This is a genomic window from Saccharopolyspora dendranthemae, from assembly GCF_007829955.1.
Classification (GTDB): domain Bacteria; phylum Actinomycetota; class Actinomycetes; order Mycobacteriales; family Pseudonocardiaceae; genus Saccharopolyspora; species Saccharopolyspora dendranthemae.
Genome location: NZ_VIWX01000003.1, coordinates 132,538 through 153,395, shown reverse-complemented (window position 1 = coordinate 153,395; position 20,858 = coordinate 132,538). Strand labels below are relative to the sequence as shown.

General features: G+C 69.6%; 15 protein-coding genes. 3 read left to right on the top strand and 12 right to left on the bottom strand.

Translation table 11 applies throughout. From position 1 onward, the window contains the following. Positions 1–136: 136 nt before the first annotated feature. The 5 genes from FHU35_RS15940 to dprE1 (FHU35_RS15920) all read right to left on the bottom strand — a co-directional run bounded on the left by FHU35_RS15940 (position 137) and on the right by dprE1 (FHU35_RS15920) (position 8,257). Positions 137–3,313, bottom strand: a complete 3,177-nt coding sequence (locus FHU35_RS15940; protein WP_145740414.1) for an arabinosyltransferase domain-containing protein — start codon at positions 3,311–3,313, stop codon at positions 137–139. Between the two features lie 126 nt (positions 3,314–3,439). Continuing rightward, the gene (locus FHU35_RS15935; protein WP_145740412.1) at positions 3,440–4,264 is read right to left on the bottom strand and encodes a class I SAM-dependent methyltransferase; all 825 of its coding nucleotides are present in this window, start codon (positions 4,262–4,264) and stop codon (positions 3,440–3,442) included. A gap of 509 nt (positions 4,265–4,773) precedes the next feature. Beyond that, positions 4,774–5,535, bottom strand: a complete 762-nt coding sequence (gene dprE2 / locus FHU35_RS15930) for a decaprenylphospho-beta-D-erythro-pentofuranosid-2-ulose 2-reductase (protein WP_145740410.1) — start codon at positions 5,533–5,535, stop codon at positions 4,774–4,776. Continuing rightward, a complete protein-coding gene (dprE1, locus tag FHU35_RS15925; RefSeq protein WP_145741414.1) occupies positions 5,532–6,884 on the bottom strand; it encodes a decaprenylphosphoryl-beta-D-ribose oxidase in 1,353 nt (450 codons plus the stop codon). The genes dprE2 and dprE1 (FHU35_RS15925) overlap by 4 nt, the downstream gene beginning before the upstream one ends. A gap of 8 nt (positions 6,885–6,892) precedes the next feature. Further along, on the bottom strand, positions 6,893–8,257 hold the full coding sequence (dprE1, locus tag FHU35_RS15920; RefSeq protein WP_145740408.1) for a decaprenylphosphoryl-beta-D-ribose oxidase: 1,365 nt from the start codon (positions 8,255–8,257) through the stop codon (positions 6,893–6,895). 174 nt (positions 8,258–8,431) lie between these two features. Here dprE1 (FHU35_RS15920) and FHU35_RS15915 point away from each other — a divergent pair, with 174 nt between their 5' ends. Then, a complete protein-coding gene (locus tag FHU35_RS15915; protein WP_145740406.1) occupies positions 8,432–8,863 on the top strand; it encodes a GtrA family protein in 432 nt (143 codons plus the stop codon). Between the two features lie 456 nt (positions 8,864–9,319). Here the strand turns inward: FHU35_RS15915 and FHU35_RS15910 are convergent, their stop codons facing one another. The 5 genes from FHU35_RS15910 to FHU35_RS15890 form a co-directional block, all read right to left on the bottom strand. Next, positions 9,320–12,535, bottom strand: coding sequence for an arabinosyltransferase domain-containing protein (locus tag FHU35_RS15910; protein WP_484336722.1), 3,216 nt, complete (start codon positions 12,533–12,535; stop codon positions 9,320–9,322). A gap of 297 nt (positions 12,536–12,832) precedes the next feature. Next, positions 12,833–13,744, bottom strand: coding sequence for a galactofuranosyltransferase GlfT1 (gene glfT1 / locus FHU35_RS15905; protein WP_145740402.1), 912 nt, complete (start codon positions 13,742–13,744; stop codon positions 12,833–12,835). Next, entirely contained in the window at positions 13,741–14,559 is an 819-nt protein-coding gene (gene wzt / locus FHU35_RS15900; protein WP_145740400.1) for a galactan export ABC transporter ATP-binding subunit Wzt/RfbE, read from the bottom strand. Before wzt ends, glfT1 begins: the two co-directional genes overlap by 4 nt. 14 nt (positions 14,560–14,573) lie before the next feature. After that, positions 14,574–15,437 carry a galactan export ABC transporter permease subunit Wzm/RfbD gene (gene wzm / locus FHU35_RS15895; protein ID WP_246110347.1) on the bottom strand — a complete coding sequence of 288 codons (864 nt, stop codon included), beginning with the start codon at positions 15,435–15,437 and terminating at the stop codon, positions 14,574–14,576. A 104-nt stretch (positions 15,438–15,541) separates the two neighbouring features. After that, positions 15,542–16,075 (bottom strand): bacterial proteasome activator family protein, encoded by a 534-nt coding sequence (locus tag FHU35_RS15890; protein ID WP_425474142.1) that lies wholly within the window; start codon positions 16,073–16,075, stop codon positions 15,542–15,544. Positions 16,076–16,210: 135 nt separating this feature from the next. Between FHU35_RS15890 and FHU35_RS15885 the strand changes: the two genes are divergently transcribed. Beyond that, the gene (locus tag FHU35_RS15885; RefSeq protein WP_145740394.1) at positions 16,211–17,410 is read left to right on the top strand and encodes a cysteine desulfurase-like protein; all 1,200 of its coding nucleotides are present in this window, start codon (positions 16,211–16,213) and stop codon (positions 17,408–17,410) included. 86 nt (positions 17,411–17,496) lie between these two features. On the opposite strand, the gene FHU35_RS15880 is transcribed toward FHU35_RS15885, so the two are convergent. After that, positions 17,497–18,474, bottom strand: a complete 978-nt coding sequence (locus FHU35_RS15880) for an NAD(P)H-quinone oxidoreductase (RefSeq protein WP_145740392.1) — start codon at positions 18,472–18,474, stop codon at positions 17,497–17,499. A 153-nt stretch (positions 18,475–18,627) separates the two neighbouring features. Between FHU35_RS15880 and FHU35_RS15875 the strand changes: the two genes are divergently transcribed. Beyond that, complete coding sequence (locus FHU35_RS15875) at positions 18,628–20,136, top strand: M28 family metallopeptidase (protein ID WP_145740389.1); 1,509 nt, start codon at positions 18,628–18,630, stop codon at positions 20,134–20,136. A gap of 79 nt (positions 20,137–20,215) precedes the next feature. Here FHU35_RS15875 and FHU35_RS15870 read toward each other — a convergent pair whose 3' ends face one another. Beyond that, positions 20,216–20,812 (bottom strand): hypothetical protein, encoded by a 597-nt coding sequence (locus FHU35_RS15870; protein WP_145740388.1) that lies wholly within the window; start codon positions 20,810–20,812, stop codon positions 20,216–20,218. Positions 20,813–20,858: the final 46 nt, after the last annotated feature.

Sequence of the window (20,858 nt, the reverse complement as noted above, 5' to 3'; positions counted from 1 at the left end):
GGCGGAGGGGCGTCCGCGGTTCGCTCCATCCCGTCCAGCAACGTTCCCCCAGTTCAGCGATCCTCAGCAGGTCATCCGCACACATCGGTCCCGGGAAAATCAGTTTCGGTCATCGAGCGGCGGTTCGCACAAACGATCACTCCTGCTCGAACGGGTACGCGCCGTCCCCCTCGGCGCCGCCGATGCGTTCCCGCTGGCGAGTCGTCGTGTAGGAATCGCGTTCACGTTCGTAGCGGACCACGAGCAGGTGACCCCAGTCGTAGCCCGGCGTCCCGCGCAGGCGGGTGGGCAGCTCCATGCGTTCCGTGAGCGCGGGCACTCCGGCGAACACGCCGCCGAGGTTGGCGTCGTAGCCCATCGAGTACTCGCCCTCCGGGGGCGTGATCAGCATCCGCGGGCTCGCCGCGATGCCGTGGCCGACCCGCGGGTAGTCGGTGCGGCAGGGGAACAGGAAGCTCATCGGCCAGTCGATCAGCAGCGGCCCCTGCGAATCCAGCGCCTGCCTCACCCCGACCACGTCGCGCACGACCGGGCCGCTGACGCTCAGCCAGCCTTGCGCGTCGGTGCTGCGGTCGGTGGCGAGCACGCGGACCCGGTCGGCACCGGCCGGGATGTCGCCGGGTTCGACGGTCATCGAGCGCCAGGCGGTGAAGTCGCGCCAGTCCACGTCGCGGCCGTGCCTCGGGTCCTCGTAGGGCAGGTCGGCGGGCGGCGGGTCGCGGAGTTCCACGCGGCCCAGCGGACGTTTCCCGGCCGCGAACTCCAAGGTCAACGAGTTGCCCTGCTCGGGACGGCCGGACACCCACAGCGACAGGGTCTGCTGCGCGTCCAGCTCCGGCAGGCCGAACCACGGGGCGATCAGCGTGCCGGTGTTCTGCGGACCGCCGTCCTGGCTGGTCCAGGCGAACTCGCTCGCCTGCCGCGCGACGGGCTCGTCCGCGCGGGGCGCCTCGGGATCGACCGGCTCCGGTCGTCGCAGCGGCTCACCGGGGTTCTCCAGCCGGAGGTCCGGTTCCTGCGGCGGAGCTCCGCCCGCGACGAATCCCTCCAGCTCCCCGGTGTCGTCGGAGTCGAGCGGTGTGAGGGACTCCGCGATCGGCAGGGCCTGGACCTCGTCCTCCAGCCCGCAGCTGGACGCCTCGTGGCTGAGCCGGTTCATCCGCGCCACCGAGAACCGGTCGCCCATCGTCTCCGGCACCGACAGGAACGAGCCCAGCAGCACCAGCGCCATCGCCAGCGCGGACCCGGTCAGCACGGAGGCGGGGGCGATCGTCCACATCAGACCGCCGAGGGCGCGGGAGCGCAGCCGCATCCGGATCAGCAGGCCGATCAGCGTCACCAGCCCGGCAACCGCGCCCAGGAGCATCCACAGCACCGGGCTGTCCAGCGGGACGTCCGGGCGCACCGGGGTGTCCGCCCACGGCATCGCCAGGTTCGACTGCCACGGCCACGCGTTCGGGCCCAGGAACGCCAGGCCGGCGGCGACGGAGGCGGCCAGCGTCCCGAACACGCCCAGCAGCCGGGATTCCCGCTGTCCGTCGGCGAGCGCGCCGACGCGAACCAGCAGCACGACCGTCACCGCCACCAGCGCGGGGCCGAGCCCGATCAGCGCGCCGAAGTGGTGCGTCCACTTCGACGGCGTCAGCCACAGCGCCGCCAGGACGGCCGCCACCGAGCCCAGCAGCACCGGCAGGTCGGTCATGGCGGTGGTCCTGTGCAGCCGCCGCATCGCGCACGCCGCGGCGATCAGAACTGCCGTGATCACCAGGAACACGACCATGCGCTTGCCTGCCGAGCCCCACATAGTGGTGCCCAGCAGCTTCGCGTAGCGGTCGATCTCCTGGTACCAGCCGAGGCTCGGGCCGAACTCGTCGTGCACCTCGGTCGCGCGGAGCACGCCGTTGAAGGACGAGTCGGCGAACATCGCGACCAGTCCGACCGAACCCAGGCTCGCCAGCAGCGCGACGCGGGTCGGGACCAGCGCCCAGCGCGGCAGCGCGCCCCGACGCATCAGCAGGGTCCAGATCCGGGGCGCGAACACCAGCACCACCAGGGCCGCGCTGACGCCGGTCGGGGTGATCGCCGCGGTCAGCCCGCACGCGAGCGCCGCGATGCCCAGCCAGCCGAACGGCGCGCTGCTGCGCGAGGCCCGCAGCAACGCCGCGACCAGGATCGACGTGCCCAGCGCGAGGAACGGTTCCGGGCGGATGCCCAGGCCGTAGGGCAGCCAGCAGGCCAGGAAGAGCACCGCGGTGACCAGGTGCACCGGAAGTCGCCTGCTGCCCTGGCAGATCGGGGCCACGATGCCGCGGCTGATCACCAGCCAGAGCAGCAGACCGGCCGCGGCGCTGGGCATCCGCAGCCAGAACGGTTCCAGGCCGTCGGCCGACCACCAGCGCATGAAGTGCTGCACGAGGGTGAAGGGGGCTTCGGAGGCGTTGAACCACCGGTAGTAGTTGCCGATGTCGCCGGTCTCGGCGTAGTTGCGGACGGTCATCATCGCGAAGCCGTCGTCGTCGGTGAGCGGTCCGATGAACAGCCAGGTCCAGATCACCGCGGCCACTCCGGCGTCCACCGGCCACAGCAGCGGGTGCGGCCGGAGTCCGCGCAGCACCGGAGGGGTGTGCGCGAACAGCAGCAGCAGCGAGCACACCGCGAGCAGCAGAGCCGACTCGATCAAGCCGTCCTTGGTCTCGGTGGGCGACGTGTCACCCCACGCGTAGGTCCGCGCGGTGACCGAGAGCCCGCGCAGCTGCTCGGGTTCCAGCGCGGTGGCGAAGGTGAACACCTCCGGTGCCGGTACACCGGGCAGCGCGATCGGCGCACGTCCGGCGGGTTCGACGACCGAGCCGGCGCCGTCCCCGCGCACGGTCAGGCCGCAGGAACCGGCGGGCAGCTCGATCTCGCGCTCGCCCAGCAGCAACCGGGGTTTCCCGTCCTGAGTGGACAGCGTCAGGCCCTCGCGGTCGCTGCCCGGTGGCAGCGTGCTCAGCACCGTGGTCGGTTCGGACCGCGCTTGCGCGGCGCGCATCGTGGCGCAGGGCGCGGTCGCGGTGAACTCCGCGGGCCGGTAGGGCGTGAGGAACGCCGTCGTCGTGGGGTTCTCGTCCGTCACCGCCGGCCAGTGCACCTCGGTGCGGTCGACCAGCACCGGAGCCAGCGGCAGCGCGACCGCGCAGCACAACCCGGCGACACCCAGGCACAGCGCGATCACGTGCGCCAGCCACCTGCCCAGCGCCGATCGCCGAGGCTCTTCCTCGACGTGCGGTTCTGCGGCTGGTTCGACCGGTGCCGTGCTCGTCAGGTACTTCACCCTGCTCGTTCTCCCGGGGGTGGTGGTGCCGATGCCGGTGCGGGAACTGCCTTGAGTCTCATGCAGTTTCACGAGCGGCACAGCACCGGGGGTTGCCCGACACGCCGGAGAGATCGGGAAGAGATGTCAGTGGGACCTGCGTGCGACCGCCATGAGATGCGGGCTCGCGCCCAGCAGCTCCGGGGCCGACTCGACGCGGCGGATCGCGCGCAGCGTCGCGTCGCGGTACTCCGGCTCGGCCAGCCGGCGGGTGTCGGCGGCCCACGCCGCGACGCTCTCCACGCCCACCAGCTCGATCGCCCGGAAACCCGCGTCGGCGACCTCGTCGCGCAGGTCGGCGGGCCGGTGGAAGTAGGTGAGCGTGAACCAGCGCGGGAACTCGTCGGGCTTGGTGTTGCGGTGCAGGCCGTCGCGCAGCGCGCCCTCCACGAGCTCCTGGAAGTCGGGGTTGACGATGTCGCCCATCGCCACCCCGTCGAAGGTGGAGGCGTAGCGCGACACCGCGGCCGCCAGCAGCACGCCGCCGGGTTTGAGCACCCGGTGCGCCTCGCGCAGCGCGCGCAGCCGGTCGGCGCGTTCCAGCAGGTGGTAGAGGGGGCCGAGCAGCAGCACCGCGTCGGCGGTGCCGTCGTCGAAGGACAGGTCCCGGGCGTCGCCGACGGTGCAGCCGGCCAGCGGGGCGGCGGGCTGCGCGGCCGAGGCCTCGGCCGCGGCCGTCACGTGCGGTCCCCACGCGTCGACCAGGTGCACCTCGTAGCCGTCGCGGGCCAGCGGCAGGGCGTAGGCGCCCTCGGCGCCGCCGACGTCGTAGACGACGCCCGGCGCGGGCGGCAGGTATCGGCCCAGCAGTTCGGCGGTCCGCAGTGCTTCCAGATACCCCCAGGTGCTGAGGCGATCCCGCTCCGGGCCCAGCCGGTAGTACTCGGCGATGGCCGTCTCGAAGTCGTCCACGAAAGATCAGGTTACTGGGGGTGTCCAGGCGTCCACACGCAGTCCGCGAACAATTCGTCCTTGATAGGCCGAACGGGCGAAAATCGTTTCTCCGGGGCCGATTCGACGTTGGAGAGAAACCCGGGAACCGTCCGGGACGTCGGAAGGGCGTCCGCTCGCGGACGTTCCGTGGGTCCCCCGGAATTGATGGCAGGCGGAGGACCCACGGACGCGGATGCCTGGTGAACCCCACTTCTCCGGGCATCCGCGCTTCCTGATGCGCGCCGCGCTCCGGAAGCTGGGAGCGGGTGCCGCAACACCCGCACTGTTACAGATCGTTTCGCGAGGGTGAAACGTTGCCCGTCGCGCAGGACATTTTGTCCCGATCGAGAATTCTCATCAGTGGTCTGGACAAACCGGACGGCAGGACTCGAATTCTGGACCTCGTCCCGAGGGCCGGTCAACCCGGGAAAAGCGAAAGGGGCCGCCGGGATTCACCCGACGGCCCCGTTCGGCCGAAGCCGGTTCGATCAGAACGGCAGCTTCTTGAAGATGAAGCGCGGAACGTGCTTGAGCACGAACATGACCCAGCGCATCTGGCCGGGCGCGTAGACCTCTGCCTTGCCCTTGCGGACGCCGTCGATGATCGACGCGGCGACCTGGTCCGGGGTCTGCGACATGGGCGGCGGCTTCATGCCCGCGGTCAGCTTCGTGTGCACGAAGTTCGGCCGGATCACGGTGACCTTCACGCCGTGCTCCTCGAGCGCGTAGGTGAGGCCCGTGTAGAAGATGTCCAGGCCGCCCTTGGAGGAGCCGTAGACGAAGTTCGAGCGGCGAGCGCGCTCGCCGGCCGGGGAGGCCATCACCGCGATGCTGCCGTGGCCCTGCTTCTTGAGCTTGTTGGCCAGCAGCACGCCCAGGCCCACCGGGGCGACGTAGTTGATGTCGGCGACGGCGCGGGCGGCCTCGAAGTCCGTCCAGCCCTTCTCGTTGTCGCCCTGGATGCCGAAGGCGATCAGGGTGACGTCGACGTCTCCGTCGGCGAAGGCCTTGTCGATGACCTCGGAGTGCGTCTCCGGCTTGCGGGCGTCGAAGTGCAGGATCGACACCGTGCTGCCGGTCTTGCGCAGCTCTTCGGCGGCGGCTTCGAGCCGCTCGGACTCCTCGGGCCGGTCGGCCAGCACGACGCGCAGCGGGCGGGTCTGCGCGTACTGCTTCGCGGTGGTCAGGGCGATGTCCGAGGTTCCGCCGAGCACCAGCAGGGATTGGGGGTTGCCAACAGCGTCGATCACAGCTCAAGCCTCCGGCTCATGTCTGAGGCGAATTTGCCTTCGGGGTCAATGGTCTGGCGGATCTTGGTGAACTCGTCCACCCGCGGGTACATCTGGTGGAACGTCTCCGCGGACGTCCGCGAGTCCTTGGCGGTGTAGAGCCGGCCGCCGAGGGACAGCACGTCCTCGTCCAGCTCGGTGCAGAACTTGCCCAGACCGTCGACGATCGGGAAGTCCAGGCACACCAGCCAGCCGGGGTGCGGGTAGGACAGCGGTGCCCGGTTGCCCTCGCCCATCTTCTTGATGACGTTGAGGAACGAGACGTGGCCGGACTCGGCGACCTTGCGGAGGATCCGCTTGAGGTCCTCGTCCTTGCCGTAGGGCAGCGAGAACTGGTACTGCGCGAAGCCCTGCGAACCGTACGCGCGGCTCCACTCCCCGATGAGGTCCAGCGGGTGGTAGAAGGCCGTCAGGTTCTGGATCAGGTCCCGGCCGCGCTTCGGCGTCTTCCAGTAGTAGAGCTCGCCGATGGTGCCGAAGGTCAGCTTGTTGGCCAGCCGCGGCGGGAAGACGTCCGGCAGCGTCAGCAGCTGCGGCGCGTCGAACTTCAGCGGGTCGGCGCGCAGCTTCGGCGGCAGCTGGTCGAGAGTGGCCAGCGAACCGCGGCCGAACGCGCCGCGCCCCATCTTCGCGCCGGTGGACATCGAGTCGAACCACGCCGACGAGTAGGTGTACTTGTCGTCGGAACCGTCGTTGAACAGCTCGATCGTCTCGTCGAGGTTCGCGGTCCGGTCGGCGTCGGCGATGAAGTACGCGGTCTCGGTCCGGGTCATCCGGATCGAGGCGCGCAGGATGATGCCGGTCAGGCCGATGCCCGCGACGGTCGCCCAGAACAGCTCGGCGTCCGGTCCGTTCGGCGTGATGGTGCGGATCTCGCCGTCGGCGGTCAGCAGGTCCATCGCCACCACGTGGTTGCCGAAGCTGCCCGCGCTGTGGTGGTTCTTGCCGTGGATGTCGTTGGCGATCGCGCCACCCACCGTGACCTGCCGGGTGCCCGGCAGCACCGGGACCCACAGGCCGTAGGGCAGCGCGGCCTTCATCAGCTCTTCCAGGCTCACGCCCGCGTCGACGTCGACGATGGCGGTGTCCGGGTTGATGTCGTGAACGCGGTTGAGCGCGGTCATGTCGATGACCACGCCACCGGCGTTCTGCGCGACGTCGCCGTAGCTGCGGCCCAGGCCGCGGGCGATGACGCCCCGCTCGTCGGCGGTGCGCACCGCCTCGGCGATGGCGTCGACGTCGGTCGTGCTGAGCACGCGCGCCCGGGACGGCGCGGTTCGTGCCCAACCGGTCAGCGTGCGGTTCTCCATTGCTGCGGTCACAGGCCCAGCCTTCGCGAAAGGTCGGAGACGAAGATGCCCTGCGGGTCGACTCCGGCGCGAATCTTGCGCCACTCGTCGATGCGCGGATACATCTTCTCGATCATCTCGGCAGTGGTCCGCGACTCCTTGGCCAGGTACAACCGGCCTCCGGCGTCGAGGACCATCTCGTCCAGCTCCTGGCAGAGCCGGTCCAGCCCCGGTGTGATCGGGATGTCGACGGTCAGCGTCCAGCCTTCCCGGGGGAAGGACATCGGGGCGTCGTTGCCCGGGCCGAAGGTCTTGAGCACGTTCAGGAACGACACGTGGCCCGAGGCGCTGATCTTGTCGATGGACCGGCGGAACATCGTTTCCTGGCCGAACGGCACCATGAACTGGTACTGCAGGAAGCCGTTCGGGCCGTAGATGCGGTTCCACTCGCCGACCAGGTCCAGCGGGTGGAAGAACTGCGTGATGTTCTGCACCGCGCCGTGCTTGGTCGGTGCCTTGCGGTACCAGACCTCGTTGAACGCGGTGATCGTGTACTTGTTGACCAGCCCGTTCGGGAAGACCGGGGGAGCGGTCATCAGCTGCGGGGCGTTGAACCTCAGCGGGTCCTTGCGCAGCTTCTTCGGCAGGTCTTCCAGCTTCGCCGAGTTGCCGCGGGTCAGCAGCGCGCGTCCCAGGTTCTCCCCGCGGGCGAGCGAGTCGAACCAGGCCACCGAGTACACGTAGTTGGCGTCCGAGCCGTCGGTGAAGTGCTCGATCAGCTCGTCCAGGTTCTTCGTCTGCACGTTGTCGACCACGAAGTACGCGGTCTCGACGCGCTTGAGCTTGACGGTGGCCCTGACGATGATGCCGGTCAGGCCCATGCCCCCGACCGTCGCCCAGAACAGCTCCGAGGTCGTGCCCTCGGGCTTGAGGGTGCGGACCTCGCCGTCCGCGGTGAGCAGGTCCAGCGACAGCACGTGACTGCCGAAGCTGCCCTGCGAGTGGTGGTTCTTGCCGTGGATGTCGGAGCTGATGGCACCGCCGATGGTGACCTGGCGGGTGCCCGGCAGCACGGGGATCCACAGCCCGTGCGGCAGCAGCCGGCGCATCAGGGTGTCCAGCGAGACCCCGGCGTCGACGTCCACCACGGCGTCATCGACATCGATCTTGTGCACGCGGTCCAGAGCGGTCATGTCGATGACCGTGCCGCCCGCGTTCTGCGATGGATCGCCGTAGCTGCGGCCCAGGCCGCGCGCGATGACGCCGCGTTCGCCCGCCTTCCGGACCGTCTCGGCGATGACCTCGACGTCCGGAGTGCTGACGACGTGTGCCCTGGTGGGCGACGTGCGTCCCCAGCCGGTCAGCGTCTGCAACTCGTCCTTTACCGATCCCACCCAGCCGAGTCTATCCGCGCATCGGGTTCTTCTACCGCCGGGTACGAGCGGTCCCCGGGGGATCGCGAAGCGTCATCGCTACACTCGCGGGGGACGTGTGTGCCGCGATCAGGGCATCCTGACGCGGACGGTCCTGGGCGTTTGGTCCTGCCGTCGTTACGTGAAGGTGAACCTGTGACAGTGGCCGATACCGCAGCCGACCAGAAGAAGCTGGGTCTCGTGGCCCAGCTGACGCGCTTCATCGTGATCGGCGGTGGCTGCGCGGTCATCGACTTCGGCACGTACTCGCTGCTGCTGGGCGTGCTGGGCTGGCCGGTCTGGTTGTCCAAGTCGATCTCGTTCATCCTGGGCACCACGGCGTCCTACGTGATCAACCGGAAGTTCACCTTCCAGGGCGCGGGCCAGGGCAACACCACCGCGAAGGCCGGGGCCTTCGCCGTGCTCTACACCACGACGTTCTTCGTGAACATCGGCACCAACCAGCTGCTGTGCGTGGTGTTCGACGCGCAGGCTGCCTGGCAGTTCACGCTGTTCTGGGTCATCGCCCAGGGGCTCGGGACGATGATCAACTTCGTGATGCTCAAGCTCCTCATCTTCCGCGACTGACCCACGCGAACACCGCTTCGAAGGGCGCTCGGCCACCTGGCCGGGCGCCCTTCGTCATCTCCACCCGAAGGCGCCCAACGCACCGCCGAACACGAGCTCAGCACTACGACCAGCCCACCGCACCCCGCACGGCGCCGGCGAGGACCACCCGAGCCACCAGCCCCATCCCGGGGAGCCGCCAGCCCCATCCCCGGGAAGCCACCAGCCCCATCCCGGGGAGCCGCCAGCCCCCATCCCCGGAAGAGAACAGGAGAGCCCCACACCCGGGCTCCCGACCACCCCGCGGCTGCGGACCAGGCGGCCCCCCGGTTCTGACTCGGCGGTCCCCCGGTCGGGACGCCGAGTTCTGCCGGGTGAATTCAGGGCAAGTCCCAGTTTTAGTCCAAACCGAGCCATGATCATGTCCGAAATGTCGGCTCAGTTTGGACTAAAACTGGGACTTGGTGAGGTCGCGCCTTACTGGTCGGACTCCTCGGGGGCTTCGAAGCCCTTGACGTCGTTGCGGTCGTCGGAGCTGGGGACGTCGCCCGGCAGCTGCAGCGACTTCGGTAGCGGTCCGGGGGACCACCGGCCCCAGTGCGTCTCCGTGTGGACGTCCATGGCCGACTGAGCGGGCACCGCGTCCGCGTCGTACGGGTCGACCGCGTACAGCGAACCCCAGTCCCGGTGGATGTTGTTCTTCATGTACGTCGGCAGCTCGCGCATGCTCGTCGCCACGTTCAGCCAGCCGAACGGCCCGCCGGCGTCCGGGGACGACCAGCCCTGACCGATGTCGCGGACCTCGGCACCCGCGGAGACCCGGAACTTCGGGATCTCGGCGACGCCGTGGTGCACGGGCGGAAGCTGCATGCACGGGTGCACCAGCGCGGCCGTCCACTCCACGAACGTCGGCTGGTCGCCGACGAAGTCGGTCATGTTCACCAGCTGCGGCGCGCGCGGGGCGCTGACCGCCACCCAGCCGTTCGGGCCGAGCGAGTTGTCCACGGCGACGACGCGCATCTTCGTGGCGCCTTCGGACTTGCCGCCGATGGTGTAGCGGAAGTCCCGCCAGCCCGGTCCGCCGTCCCGCTGCACCACGTACTTGCGCTCGGTGACCCGGAAGCCGTCCGGGGAGTCCTCGCCGAACTCCAGCGCCACCGAGTTCGCGCCCAGCTCGGCGCCGGCCAGCGACAGCACGACCGGCACCTCGCCGCGCTGCGCGCGCTCCGGCAGGTCGTACCACTGGGTGCGCAGCTCACCGGTGCCGATGGCAGCGGCGTCGTAGCTGCCCCACACGGGTGCGTTGTCGTTGCCGAACTGGTGCGGCGGCTTCCAGTTGGGTTCCTGCGGGTCGGTGCCGTCGCCCGGCGGCAGGCCGGGCCGGTTGAAGCCCTGCAGCTTCGCCCGCATGTACTCGTCGGCGTCTTCCTTGTCCTGCAGCCGCTTGGGCGGGACGCCGATGTCCTTGTCCTCCGACGGCGCCGCCGTGGACGGCTGGTCGGGGGAGACGCGCAACATCCCGGACCGCGGGTTCGTCTCGACGTAGATGTAGTCGGACAGGCCGCAGCTGGTGCCCACGATCTGCTTGATGTTGTCCGCGCCGAGGCTGTAACTGCCCCACTGCTTCTCGATGACCTTGCCGAAGTTCGCCAGTTCGAACAGCACCAGCAGCGCGCAGATGATCGACAGCGGCGCGGTGCCCATCCGCAGCGCCCGGCTGCGCCCTTCCTCGCGGGTGAAGCGCTCGTCGACGACCTTCGGGTTGTGCGGGTCGATCCGCAGGTGCTCGACGAACGCCACGACCAGCGTGATGAACGCGATGATCAGCAGGATCGTGCTCAGGTGCCTGCCCTTGAGCTGCGGCGGCATGTTGAACCAGGGCACACCCCACCCGGAGACGTACCACCACGCGTTGGGGCCGGTGGCGGCGAACGCCAGGATCACCAGCAGCCCCGCGAGGAACACCGCCCGGTTGCGCCTGGAGCGCAGCACGGTGCTGCTGGTGGCGAGCGCGGTCAGCGCTGCCAGCGCACCGCCGGTCGCCGCGAAGATCCCGAAGTGGTGCGACCACTTGGTGGGGGTCAGCACCAGCACGAGGAAGGACATGGCGGTGATCGCCAGCAGGCGCCGGCTCGGAGCCAGCGCGGCACCGCGGATGCGGCCCCGGCGCAGCAGCACGACCGCGCAGGTCACGAGGCACAGGATGACCAGCAGCACCGGGAACCGACGCGTCAGCGAACCGTCCGCCGTGGGGCTGAACAGCAGGTTGTAGCGGCTGAGCTCCTCGTACCAGCTCTGGCTCGGGCCGATGTCGGTGCGCAGCTCGGTCGCGTCCATGACCGACTGCCAGGTCTGGTCGGCGAACACCAGGGTCAGGATCACGAACCCGGAGGAGGCGATCGGTGCCAGCACCGGCAGCCAGCCGAACTCCAGTGCTCGCTTGCGGACCAGCTGGAACAGCGGCTTGAGGGCGGCCACGAACGGCAGCACGGACACCATGCCGTGCGGGTTGGCACCCACCGACAGCGCGGCGACCACCAGACCCAGAGCGGCGGGCATCAGCCGGTCGGTGGCCACGGCGCGCTCGACGGCGCACAGCGCCAGCAGCGAGAACAGCACGACGACCGGCTCGGGGCGCAGGCCGTTGTTGTAGGGCAGCCAGAACGCCAGGAAGACCGCCGCGGCGGCCCATCCCGCCGCGTTGCTGCGCCGGACCTGCTGGCCCAGTCTCGGCAGCACCTCGCGGGAGATCAGCAGCCAGCTGACGATGCCCATCAGCAGCGCGGGCAGCCGCACCCACGGCGTGGCCGTGGAGACCTGCACCCACACCGAGTACAGCTCGTAGAACCAGCCGAACGGTGCCTCCGGGACGCCGAACCACCGGTAGTAGTTGCTGATGTAGCCGAAGCTCTCGCGCGTGCGCGCGATGTTGAGGATGTAGCCGTCGTCCGAGGTCATCGCACCGACGACCCACCACACCAGCAGCGAGCCTATGACGGCGATGTCCCGGAAGGTCGGTCTCCACCACCCGACCGCCAGCCACTTCGGGGGACGTCGGCCGGCGCGCACGTCCAGGCGGCGCAGACAGATCACCGAGCCGATGAAGGCCAGCACGGTGAGCGCGATGACGGCCAGCTTCAGCGGCGTCGCCTGGCTCTCGTAACGGGTGTCCACGCGCGCCTCGAACGACAGGCCGCGCACGTCGTCGACGCGGTCGTCGATGCCCGAGTAGATGCCCGTCAGCTGCGGGCGCTGGTCACCGCGCGAGTTGGCGATCGACTGGTCGCCGACGCTGGCGGTGCTGCCGAAACCGTCCGAGTGCAGGGAGATCGCGCAGTCGCCCGCGGGCAGCGCCGCGGTGCCGACCTGTTGGCCCTTGGTCAGGAGGGTCAGCTGGCCGTTGTCGACCTGCAGCGTCAGGCCGGTGAGCTTGCCGTAGTCCGACGACGGCGGGTTGGTGCTCAGCACGACGGCGGGACCGGTGGTGCGCGCGTCGAGGCTGCGCGCCGAGGCGCAGGGGATCTCGGCGTTGAGCCACAGCGGCGAGTAGCTGATCAGCGGAGCCGACACCGACTTGGTGCCTTCCGAGGTCGGCCACTTCAGGGTCGTGATGTCGTGGTTGACGGGAAGGAACGGCACCGCCAGCGCGAGCACCGTGCCCAGCAACCCCAGAACGGACGCGAAGAGCTTCAACCGTCGGGCTGACGGTCGGTCGGTCCCGTTGTTCGCCGAAGGGTCGTCCGTTCGGCGGCTGTCTTCCTGGCCACTGAGCACGAAAGGAGAATAGTAGTTGCTGGTCCGGGCGCTTTCGCGGCATTCCGGAGGTGTGCGAATCGACACCAGCGGTAACGCGTTGAGCTGCGAACTCAGTTCGATCTCAGGTCTTTCTCAGCGTCCCGTGATCGTCCGGTTATCGAGTCCGATGTGAAGTGGGCGCAAAAAAGCGAGCGGCCACCGGGAGTTCCGGTGACCGCTCGCGGAAGTCGTGCATCAGCGGCGGAAGAAGCGTTCCTTGCGCCCCTGGATCACCAGGCGCAGCCACTCGCGGAACGCCTTCGGGTCCTTGCGCTGCACCACGAAGTACAGGCCGAACCGGACGACCTCCAGCGCGCCGATCTTGCGCATCCCCGGCTGCGAGAGCAGGTAACCGCGGTTGCGGTAGGTGTAGTAGCGCTTGTTGGCGTCGGAGGGGTCCTGGGCGTGGAACCGGCCGCCCAGCATCGGCTTGAACTCCGCCGAACCGTCCGGGTGCAGGAACTTCGTGCGGAACGTGGTCCCGAACGGCAGTCCGGAGCGCACCAGGCGGCGGTGGATCTCCACCTCGTCGCCGCGGAAGAACAACCGGTAGTCCGGCACGCCCACGACGTCGAGCGTGGTGGCGCGGAACAGCGCGCCGTTGAACAGCGAGGCGATGCCCGGCAGGAAGTCCTCGGGCAGCTCGTTGACCTTGCGCTTCCAGGTCAGGCCCCGGCGCAGCGGGAACGCCAGCGTGTCGGGGGTGTCGATGTTGACCACCACCGGGGACACCGCGGCCAGCCGGCGCTTCTCGGCGACCTCCAGCAGCGTGGACAGCGCGTGCTCGTCGGCCGGGCGGCCGTCGTCGTCGCCCAGCCACACCCACTCCGCGCCCAGCGACAGCGCGGTCAGCATGCCCAGCGCGAAGCCGCCGGCACCGCCGAGGTTGCGCTGCGAGCCGATGTAGGTGGAGGGCACCGGGCAGTCGTCGACCACGTCGGAGGCCGACTGGTCGGGACCGTTGTCCACCACGACCAGGTGGTCGGGCAGGCGGGTCTGGCTCGCGATGACCTTCAGGGACTCGGCCAGCAGCTCACGGCGATGCCTGGTGACGATGACCGCGACTACGGATCCGGCGGGCAGCTGCTGTGCGGAGTCGGTGCTCATGAGCCTTCTTCGCTCCCGATCGTTGCCCGCGATTCGCCGATCCGGGCCAGGGTTTCGTCACTGAGGTTTTTGAAGGGGTCGTAGCCCTTGTAGTGCGTCAGGACCGAGCGCAGCGAACCCTCTTCGCGGATGCCGCCCTTGTCCATCCAGATCGCGGTGCTGCACAGCTCGACGAGGAACTCGTCGGAGTGCGAGGCGAAGACAAGCATGCCGGATCGCTTCACGAGGTCGTTGAGGCGGTCCCGCGCCTTCTCCAGGAACTCCGCGTCGACCGCGCCGATGCCCTCGTCCAGGATCAGGATCTCGGGGTCGATCGAGGTCACGACGCCCAGCGCGAGCCGGACCCGCATGCCGGTGGAGTAGGTGCGCAGCGGCATCGCCAGGTAGTCGCCCAGTTCGGTGAACTCGGCGATGTCATCGATCCGCTTCTCCATCTCCTTGCGGGACATGCCCAGGAAGAGACCGCGGATGATGATGTTCTCGTACCCGGAGATCTCCGGGTCCATGCCGACGCCGAGGTCGAAGACCGGCGCGACCTTGCCGACCACGCGAGCGCTGCCCCGGGTCGGCTCGTAGATGCCCGACAGCAGCCGCAGCAGCGTGGACTTGCCCGCGCCGTTGTGCCCGACCAGCGCGACCCGGTCGCCTTCGCCCAGCGACATGTTGATGTCGTGCAGCGCCTCGATGACCGGCACCTTGCTGTCGGTGCCGATCTTGCCGCCGGCCTTGCCGAGGACGGCCTTCTTCAGCGAGCGGGACTTCGCGTCGAAGATCGGGAAGTCGACCGCCGCGTTCCATACGTCGATGCTGACCATGGTTTCGGCCTCACTCAGACCCAGTAGGAGACACGGGAACGGTAGTTGCGCAGCACGAACAGCGCCAAAGCCCAGCCCACGACGGTGATCGCGAGGCAGATGCCCCAGTGGTGCCAGGCGATCGGGCTGCCGAGCATCGGCTGCCGCACGATCTCCAGGAAGTGCATGAACGGGTTGATCTCGGCGAGCTGCGCCCGCTCGGCGATCACGGGGTTCGGGTTGCTCTTGAACTGGTCGTAGTTCCACACGATCGGCGTCATGAAGAACATCAGCTGCACCATGCTCTGCGTCACCGGCGGGATGTCGCGGAAGCGGGTGGAGATGGTGCCGATGACCATGATCGCCCAGGCGCCGTTGAGCGCGATCAGCGCGAAACCGGGCAGGACCAGGAGGAGCGTCCACGACAGCGGCTGCGGGAAGATCAGCAGCAGCACGAAGTAGACGACGAGGTTGTGCAGGAAGAACAGGAACTGCCGCCACATCAACCGCAGCACGTGGATGCTCACCGGAGCCGGGAGCTGCTTGATCAGCCCCTCGTTGGAGATGAACACCTCGGCGCCGTCGTTGATGCAGTTGCTGATGAAGCCCCACACGATGAAGCCGACCGCGAGGTACGGCAGGTGGTCTTCCAGCTTCTGACCGAACAGCTGCGAGTAGAGCAGGCCCAGCGCGGTGACCGTGACGGCCATGCTGATGGTGATCCACAGCGGGCCGATGACGGAGCGGCGGTAGCGCTGCTTGATGTCCTGCCAGCCGAGGTGGGCCCACAGCTGTCGCTGGTTGAGGGCATCGTTGATGTCCTTGAACGCTTTTCGCCAGGACCGCGGCGAGATCTCCGAAGGTGCCGAGGGGCGATCCAGCGTGCTCGTAGCATGCACAGCGAAAGAGTACCGACCACCGGTACGCGCCCTCGGCCTGGGCATCACTCGAAGGAGTAGCGCCCGCTCGGCGTCGAGCGCTACCGACCGTTACGTCCGGATGGCTACAGGTACTGCCCGGTGCCCTTGGTCGGGCCGATGTCCGGTTCGGCGCTTCCGGCGGGCAGTCCCCGGCGCATCTGCTCCAGCTGGGCGCGGGCGGCCATCTGCTGGGCGAACAGCGCGGTCTGCAGGCCGTGGAACAGGCCTTCCAACCAGCCGACCAGCTGCGCCTGGGCGATCCGCAGCTCGGCGTCCGAGGGCGTGCTCTCCTGCGCGAACGGCAGCGACAGCCGCTCCAGCTCCTCGATGAGCTCCGGCGCCAGGCCCTGCTCCAGCTCGCGGATGGAGGACTGGTGGATCTCCTTGAGCCGGTGGCGGCTGGCCTCGTCCAGCGGCGCCTGGCGGACCTCCTCCAGCAGCTGCTTGATCATGGTGCCGATGCGCATCACCTTGGCCGGCTGCTCGACCAGGCCGTTGATGTCCTCGCCCTGCTCCGGGGCCTCTTCGTCGGTTCCGGCGGCACCGGCACCCACGGGGTTGCCGTCCTCACCGACCAGGAACACCTGCGGACGCTCTTGCTCGTTCATCGGTCCCATCATTCCAGTCTGCCGCGCGGGAGCATGACCAGTCGTGCCGACTCACCCGCAGCGCTGGGGAAACGGATCGGCTAACGATCCCGCAACGGCCACCCTGAGGCTTCGCCGAGCCCGGCGTTTCAGTAATGTCGCAGCATGTCGTTCGACGTCGCGGCGGTTCGCGGACTCTTCCCGGCGCTCGGCGACGGGTGGGTGCACCTGGACACCCCGGCCGGCATGCAGGTGCCCGAGCAGGTGGCCACGGCGGCGTCGACCGCGCTGCGGGCCCCGGTTTCCGGCCCGGGCGGGAACTTCCCCGCCTCGCAGCGCGCCGAGGCGATCGTGGAGGCCGCTCGTCGCGCGATCGCGGATCTGGTGGGGGCCAAGCCTTCCGGCGTGGTGCTCGGGCCGAACTCGGCCGTGCTGCTCGGACGGCTCGCCGACGCGCTGGGGGAGGGCTGGCTGATCGGCGACGACGTCGTGGTCTCCCGGCTGGACTCGCCGGCCAACGTCGACCCGTGGCAGCGCGCCGCCCAGCGCTCCGGGTCCACCGTGCGCTGGGCCGAGATCGACATCGAGACCTGCGAGCTGCCGACCTGGCAGTACGGCGAGCTGGTCACGCCGCGCACCAAGGTCGTGGCGATCACCGCCGCCTCGGGGGCCGTCGGCACCCGGCCGGACATCCGGCCCGCCGCGGAGGCCGCCGACGAGCACGACGCGCTGCTGGTCGTCGACGCGTCGTCCGCCGCTCCCTTCGTGCCGCTGGACGTCACCGAGCTCGGCGCCGACGTGGTGGCGGTCAACGCGTCCGCCTGGGGCGGCCCGCAGGTGGGCGCGCTGGCCTTCCGCGACCCGGCGATGCTCGACCACCTGCCCTCGGTGGCCCTGGACCACAGCGCTCGGGGCCCGGAGCGGCTGGAGATGGGGCCGCACGCGTATCCGCTGCTCGCGGGCCTGGTCGCGTCGGTGGACTACCTCGCCGGCCTCGACGACGCGGCCATCGGACCGCGCCGCGAGCGGCTGCTGACCTCGCTGCGCTCGGTGAAGTCCTACCAGGCGGGTTTGCTGACCACCCTGACCAACGGGCTGCGCAAGCTGCCCGAGGTGATGCTCATCGGCGACGCGATGCGCCGGATCCCGTCGGTCGCCTTCACGATCAACGGCGTCAAGGCGGAGGACGCCGTCGCGCACCTGGCCGAGCAGGGGATCTGCGCCTTCGCGGACCCGGGCGCCCACGGCGTCTTCGCGGCGCTGGGCGCGGCCGAGGTGGGCGGAGCGGTCCGGGTGGGCCTGGCCCACTACACCAACACCACCGAGGTCGACCTGCTCCTCGACGCCGTCGCCCGCCTCACCTGACCGAGCGGGGATTCGAACGTCGCGCGACATCCGAGCCCCGGACTTCGAGGCCGAACTTCGCGCGACAGTCGAATCCCACCACCGCGTCACCGGACCAGGAGGATCTTGCCCCGGACGTCGCCGGATTCGAGGGTGGCGTGGGCGCGGGAGGCCTCGGCCATCGGAACGCGGGTGTGCACCGGGATCCGGACGTCGCCGCTCTCGATCAGCGGCCAGAGACGACTCCGGACGTCGGCGACGATGGTCGCCTTCCCGTTCGGACCTTCGACGGGACGTCCGCGCAGGCCCAGGGCCGACATGCGGAGGCGCTTCATCAGCATCTTGCCCATGTTGAGCTCGGCCTTGTTGCCGCCCTGCATCCCGATCACGGCCAGGAACCCGTCGGTGGTCAGCGCGGAGAGGTTCCGGTCCAGGTAGGACGCCCCCATGTTGTCCAGGATGACGTTCGCGCCGCCGAGCTCCTTGACGACCTCGACGAAGTCCTCGTCGCGGTAGGAGATCACCGGATCGGCACCCAGCTCCGCGCACAGCGCGCGGCTCTCCGCCGACCCCGCGGTGGCCGCGACCCGGGCGCCCAGGGCCTTGGCGATCTGGATGGCGCAGGTCCCGATGCCGCCCGCGCCGCCGTGCACCAGGAAGAGGTGCCCTTCCCGCAGCCCGGCCTCCATGACCACGTTCGACCAGACCGTGCAGGTGACCTCGGGGATGCCGGCGGCCTCCACCAGGTCCACCCCGGCGGGCTTGGGCAGGACCTGGGCCGCCGGGACCGCCACCCGCTCGGCGTACCCGCCGCCGGCCAGCAGCGCGCACACCTCGTCGCCGACGTTCCAGCCGGTCACGCCCTCGCCGAGCTGGGCGATCGTGCCGGAACACTCCAGTCCGGGGATGTCGCTTGCGCCCTGGGGCGGCGGGTAGTTGCCTTGGCGCTGAGCGAGGTCGGCGCGGTTGATCGCGCTGGCGGCGACGTCGATGACCACCTCACCGGGGGCGGGCTGGGGGTCCGGGTGTTCGGTCCACACCAGAACGTCGGGGTCACCGGGCTCGCGGATTGAAATCCCATGCATGCCCGTGACGGTAGTCAGCCGCGGGCGGCGCGAAAACCGAGGACGCGGCCCCGAGCCGGTAAATATGGGAAAGATTCCCACTTCTCCAACTCGGCCGGGGTCGGTTGACTGGATCGGACATTCACCCAATCCACACGAAAATCGGGGAGCATGATGAGTTCGCGAACCATCACATCCAGACGCGCGGTCACCGCACTGGCCGCCACCTGCGCGGCGGCACTGGCCGCCATCGCCCCGGCTTCCGCCGCACCCGCGGGCCTCGGTGACCAGATCACGGGCGACGCGGTGAACCGCCACCTGATCGCGCTGCAGCGGATCGCCGACACCCACGGCGGGAACCGCGCGTCCGGGCTTCCCGGGTACGAGGCGAGCGTGGACCACGTCGCGGACAAGCTGCGCCGAGCGGGCTTCGACGTGACCACCCCGGAGTTCACCTACGACGCCTTCTACCTGGATTCCTTCAGCCTCGCGGTCGCTGGTCAGCCGACCGAGGGCGACGCGCTGGAGTACTCCCCGGCCACTCCGCAGGGCGGGATCACGGCTCCGCTGTCGGTCGCCGCGGTCGACGAGACCCCCGGCTGCGAGGCCACCGACTTCCCCGCTGACGTGGCAGGTTCGGTTGTGCTGATCCAGCGCGGCTCGTGCACCTTCGCCGACAAGCAGCGGATCGCGGCGGATCTCGGCGCCGCAGGCGCGATCGTCTACAACAACGTCGAGGGGCCGCTCAACGGCACGCTCGGCGACCCCGCGGACGCGCGCATTCCGAGCGCGGGCGTGACGATGCAGACGGGCCAGGCCCTGGCCGGTCAGGCGGGCGCCGAGGTGAAGTTGGACGTGCAGTCGCGGCTGGAGTCGGTGACGACCCGCAACGTCGTCGCGCAGACCCGCACCGGTCGTCCGGACAACGTCGTGATGGCGGGTGCCCACCTGGACAGCGTTCCGGAGGGCCCGGGCATCAACGACAACGGCAGCGGCAGCGCCGGACTGCTGGAGACCGCGCTGCGGATGGGCGGCAGCCCGCAGTCCGAGAACGCCGTCCGGTTCGCCTGGTGGGGCGCCGAGGAATCGGGTCTGGTCGGTTCCACGCAGTACGTGCAGAGCCTGACCTTCGAGCAGCAGCTCGACATCGCGCTGTACCTGAACTTCGACATGATCGGCTCGCCGAACGCGGGCTACTTCGCCTACGACGGCGACGACTCGGACGCCGAGGGCTCGGGTCCCGGCCCGCAGGGCTCTGGCCAGATCGAGCAGGACCTCGCGGCCGCGATGGCCGCGCAGGGCGTGGAGCTGGAGGGCACCGACTTCGACGGGCGTTCCGACTACGGCGAGTTCATCGCCAACGGGATCCCGGCGGGCGGCTTGTTCACCGGGGCCGAGGGCGTCAAGACCGAGGAGCAGGTCGCGAAGTGGGGAGGCACCGCGGGTGTCGCCTACGACGCGAACTACCACCAGGCCGGTGACCACCTGGGCAACATCGACCGCGTCGCCCTGGAGCGCAACGCGAAGGGCCTGGCCAACGTCATCGAGGCGTACTCGCGCAGCACGGAGGCCGTCAACGGCATGACCCGCGACGAGCGGGCTCGCCTCCGCCAGTCGCAGCTGTCCACCTTCGCCGAGCACGCCAGGGGCCCGGCGGTCCCGCACGGCCACAACGCGATCTGACCGCAGTCGGTGTTGTGGGGGTGGGGGAAGTTTTCATGAAAACTTCCCCCACCCCCACACCCTTCCGTCGTCGGTTCGATCAGGAGATCGTGACTTCGGCAGGGAGCTGCAGCGTGCCGCTGAGCGTGGCGCTGTTCGCGCCGTCGCACAGCAGTCCGCTCTCGCTGATCGGGAACGAGGCGCCGGAGTTGGCGGTCACCTGGTGGGTGCCGTTGTCCCAGCCGTTGCCCGGGACGGCGGCGTTGTCCACCGTGATCGTGCACATCCCGCTGATGGTCACCGTCGCGCTGGCCTGGGTGATGTCCACGCTGCCGGTGCCGGTCGCGGTGGCCAGCCACTGACCGCTCGGGGTCACGGTGGTCGCCGCCGAGGGCGCGATCGAGTTGGTGCAGTTGGTGATCGCCGGTGCCGCAGGAGCGCCCGAGGAGTCCACGGTTCCGGCGACCGCCGGGTCGCCGCCCACGGGGGCCTGCACGTTGCCGCTCACGGTGTCGCAGGTGATCGTGGCGCCGGTGTTGGCCGTCATGACCAGCTGCGTTCCGCTGGCGAGCGTGAGCGGTTCGACGGTGTTCTGCGGGTTCCACTGCACGGCTGCGGCCTGGGCCGCCACCGATCCTCCGAGGGAGAACGCGGCGATCATGGCCACGCCGGCGATCGTGCGTCGGGTTGCGCGCATCGTTTACCTCCTGTGTTCGGGCAGGCCTCGTCCCTCCGCGACACGG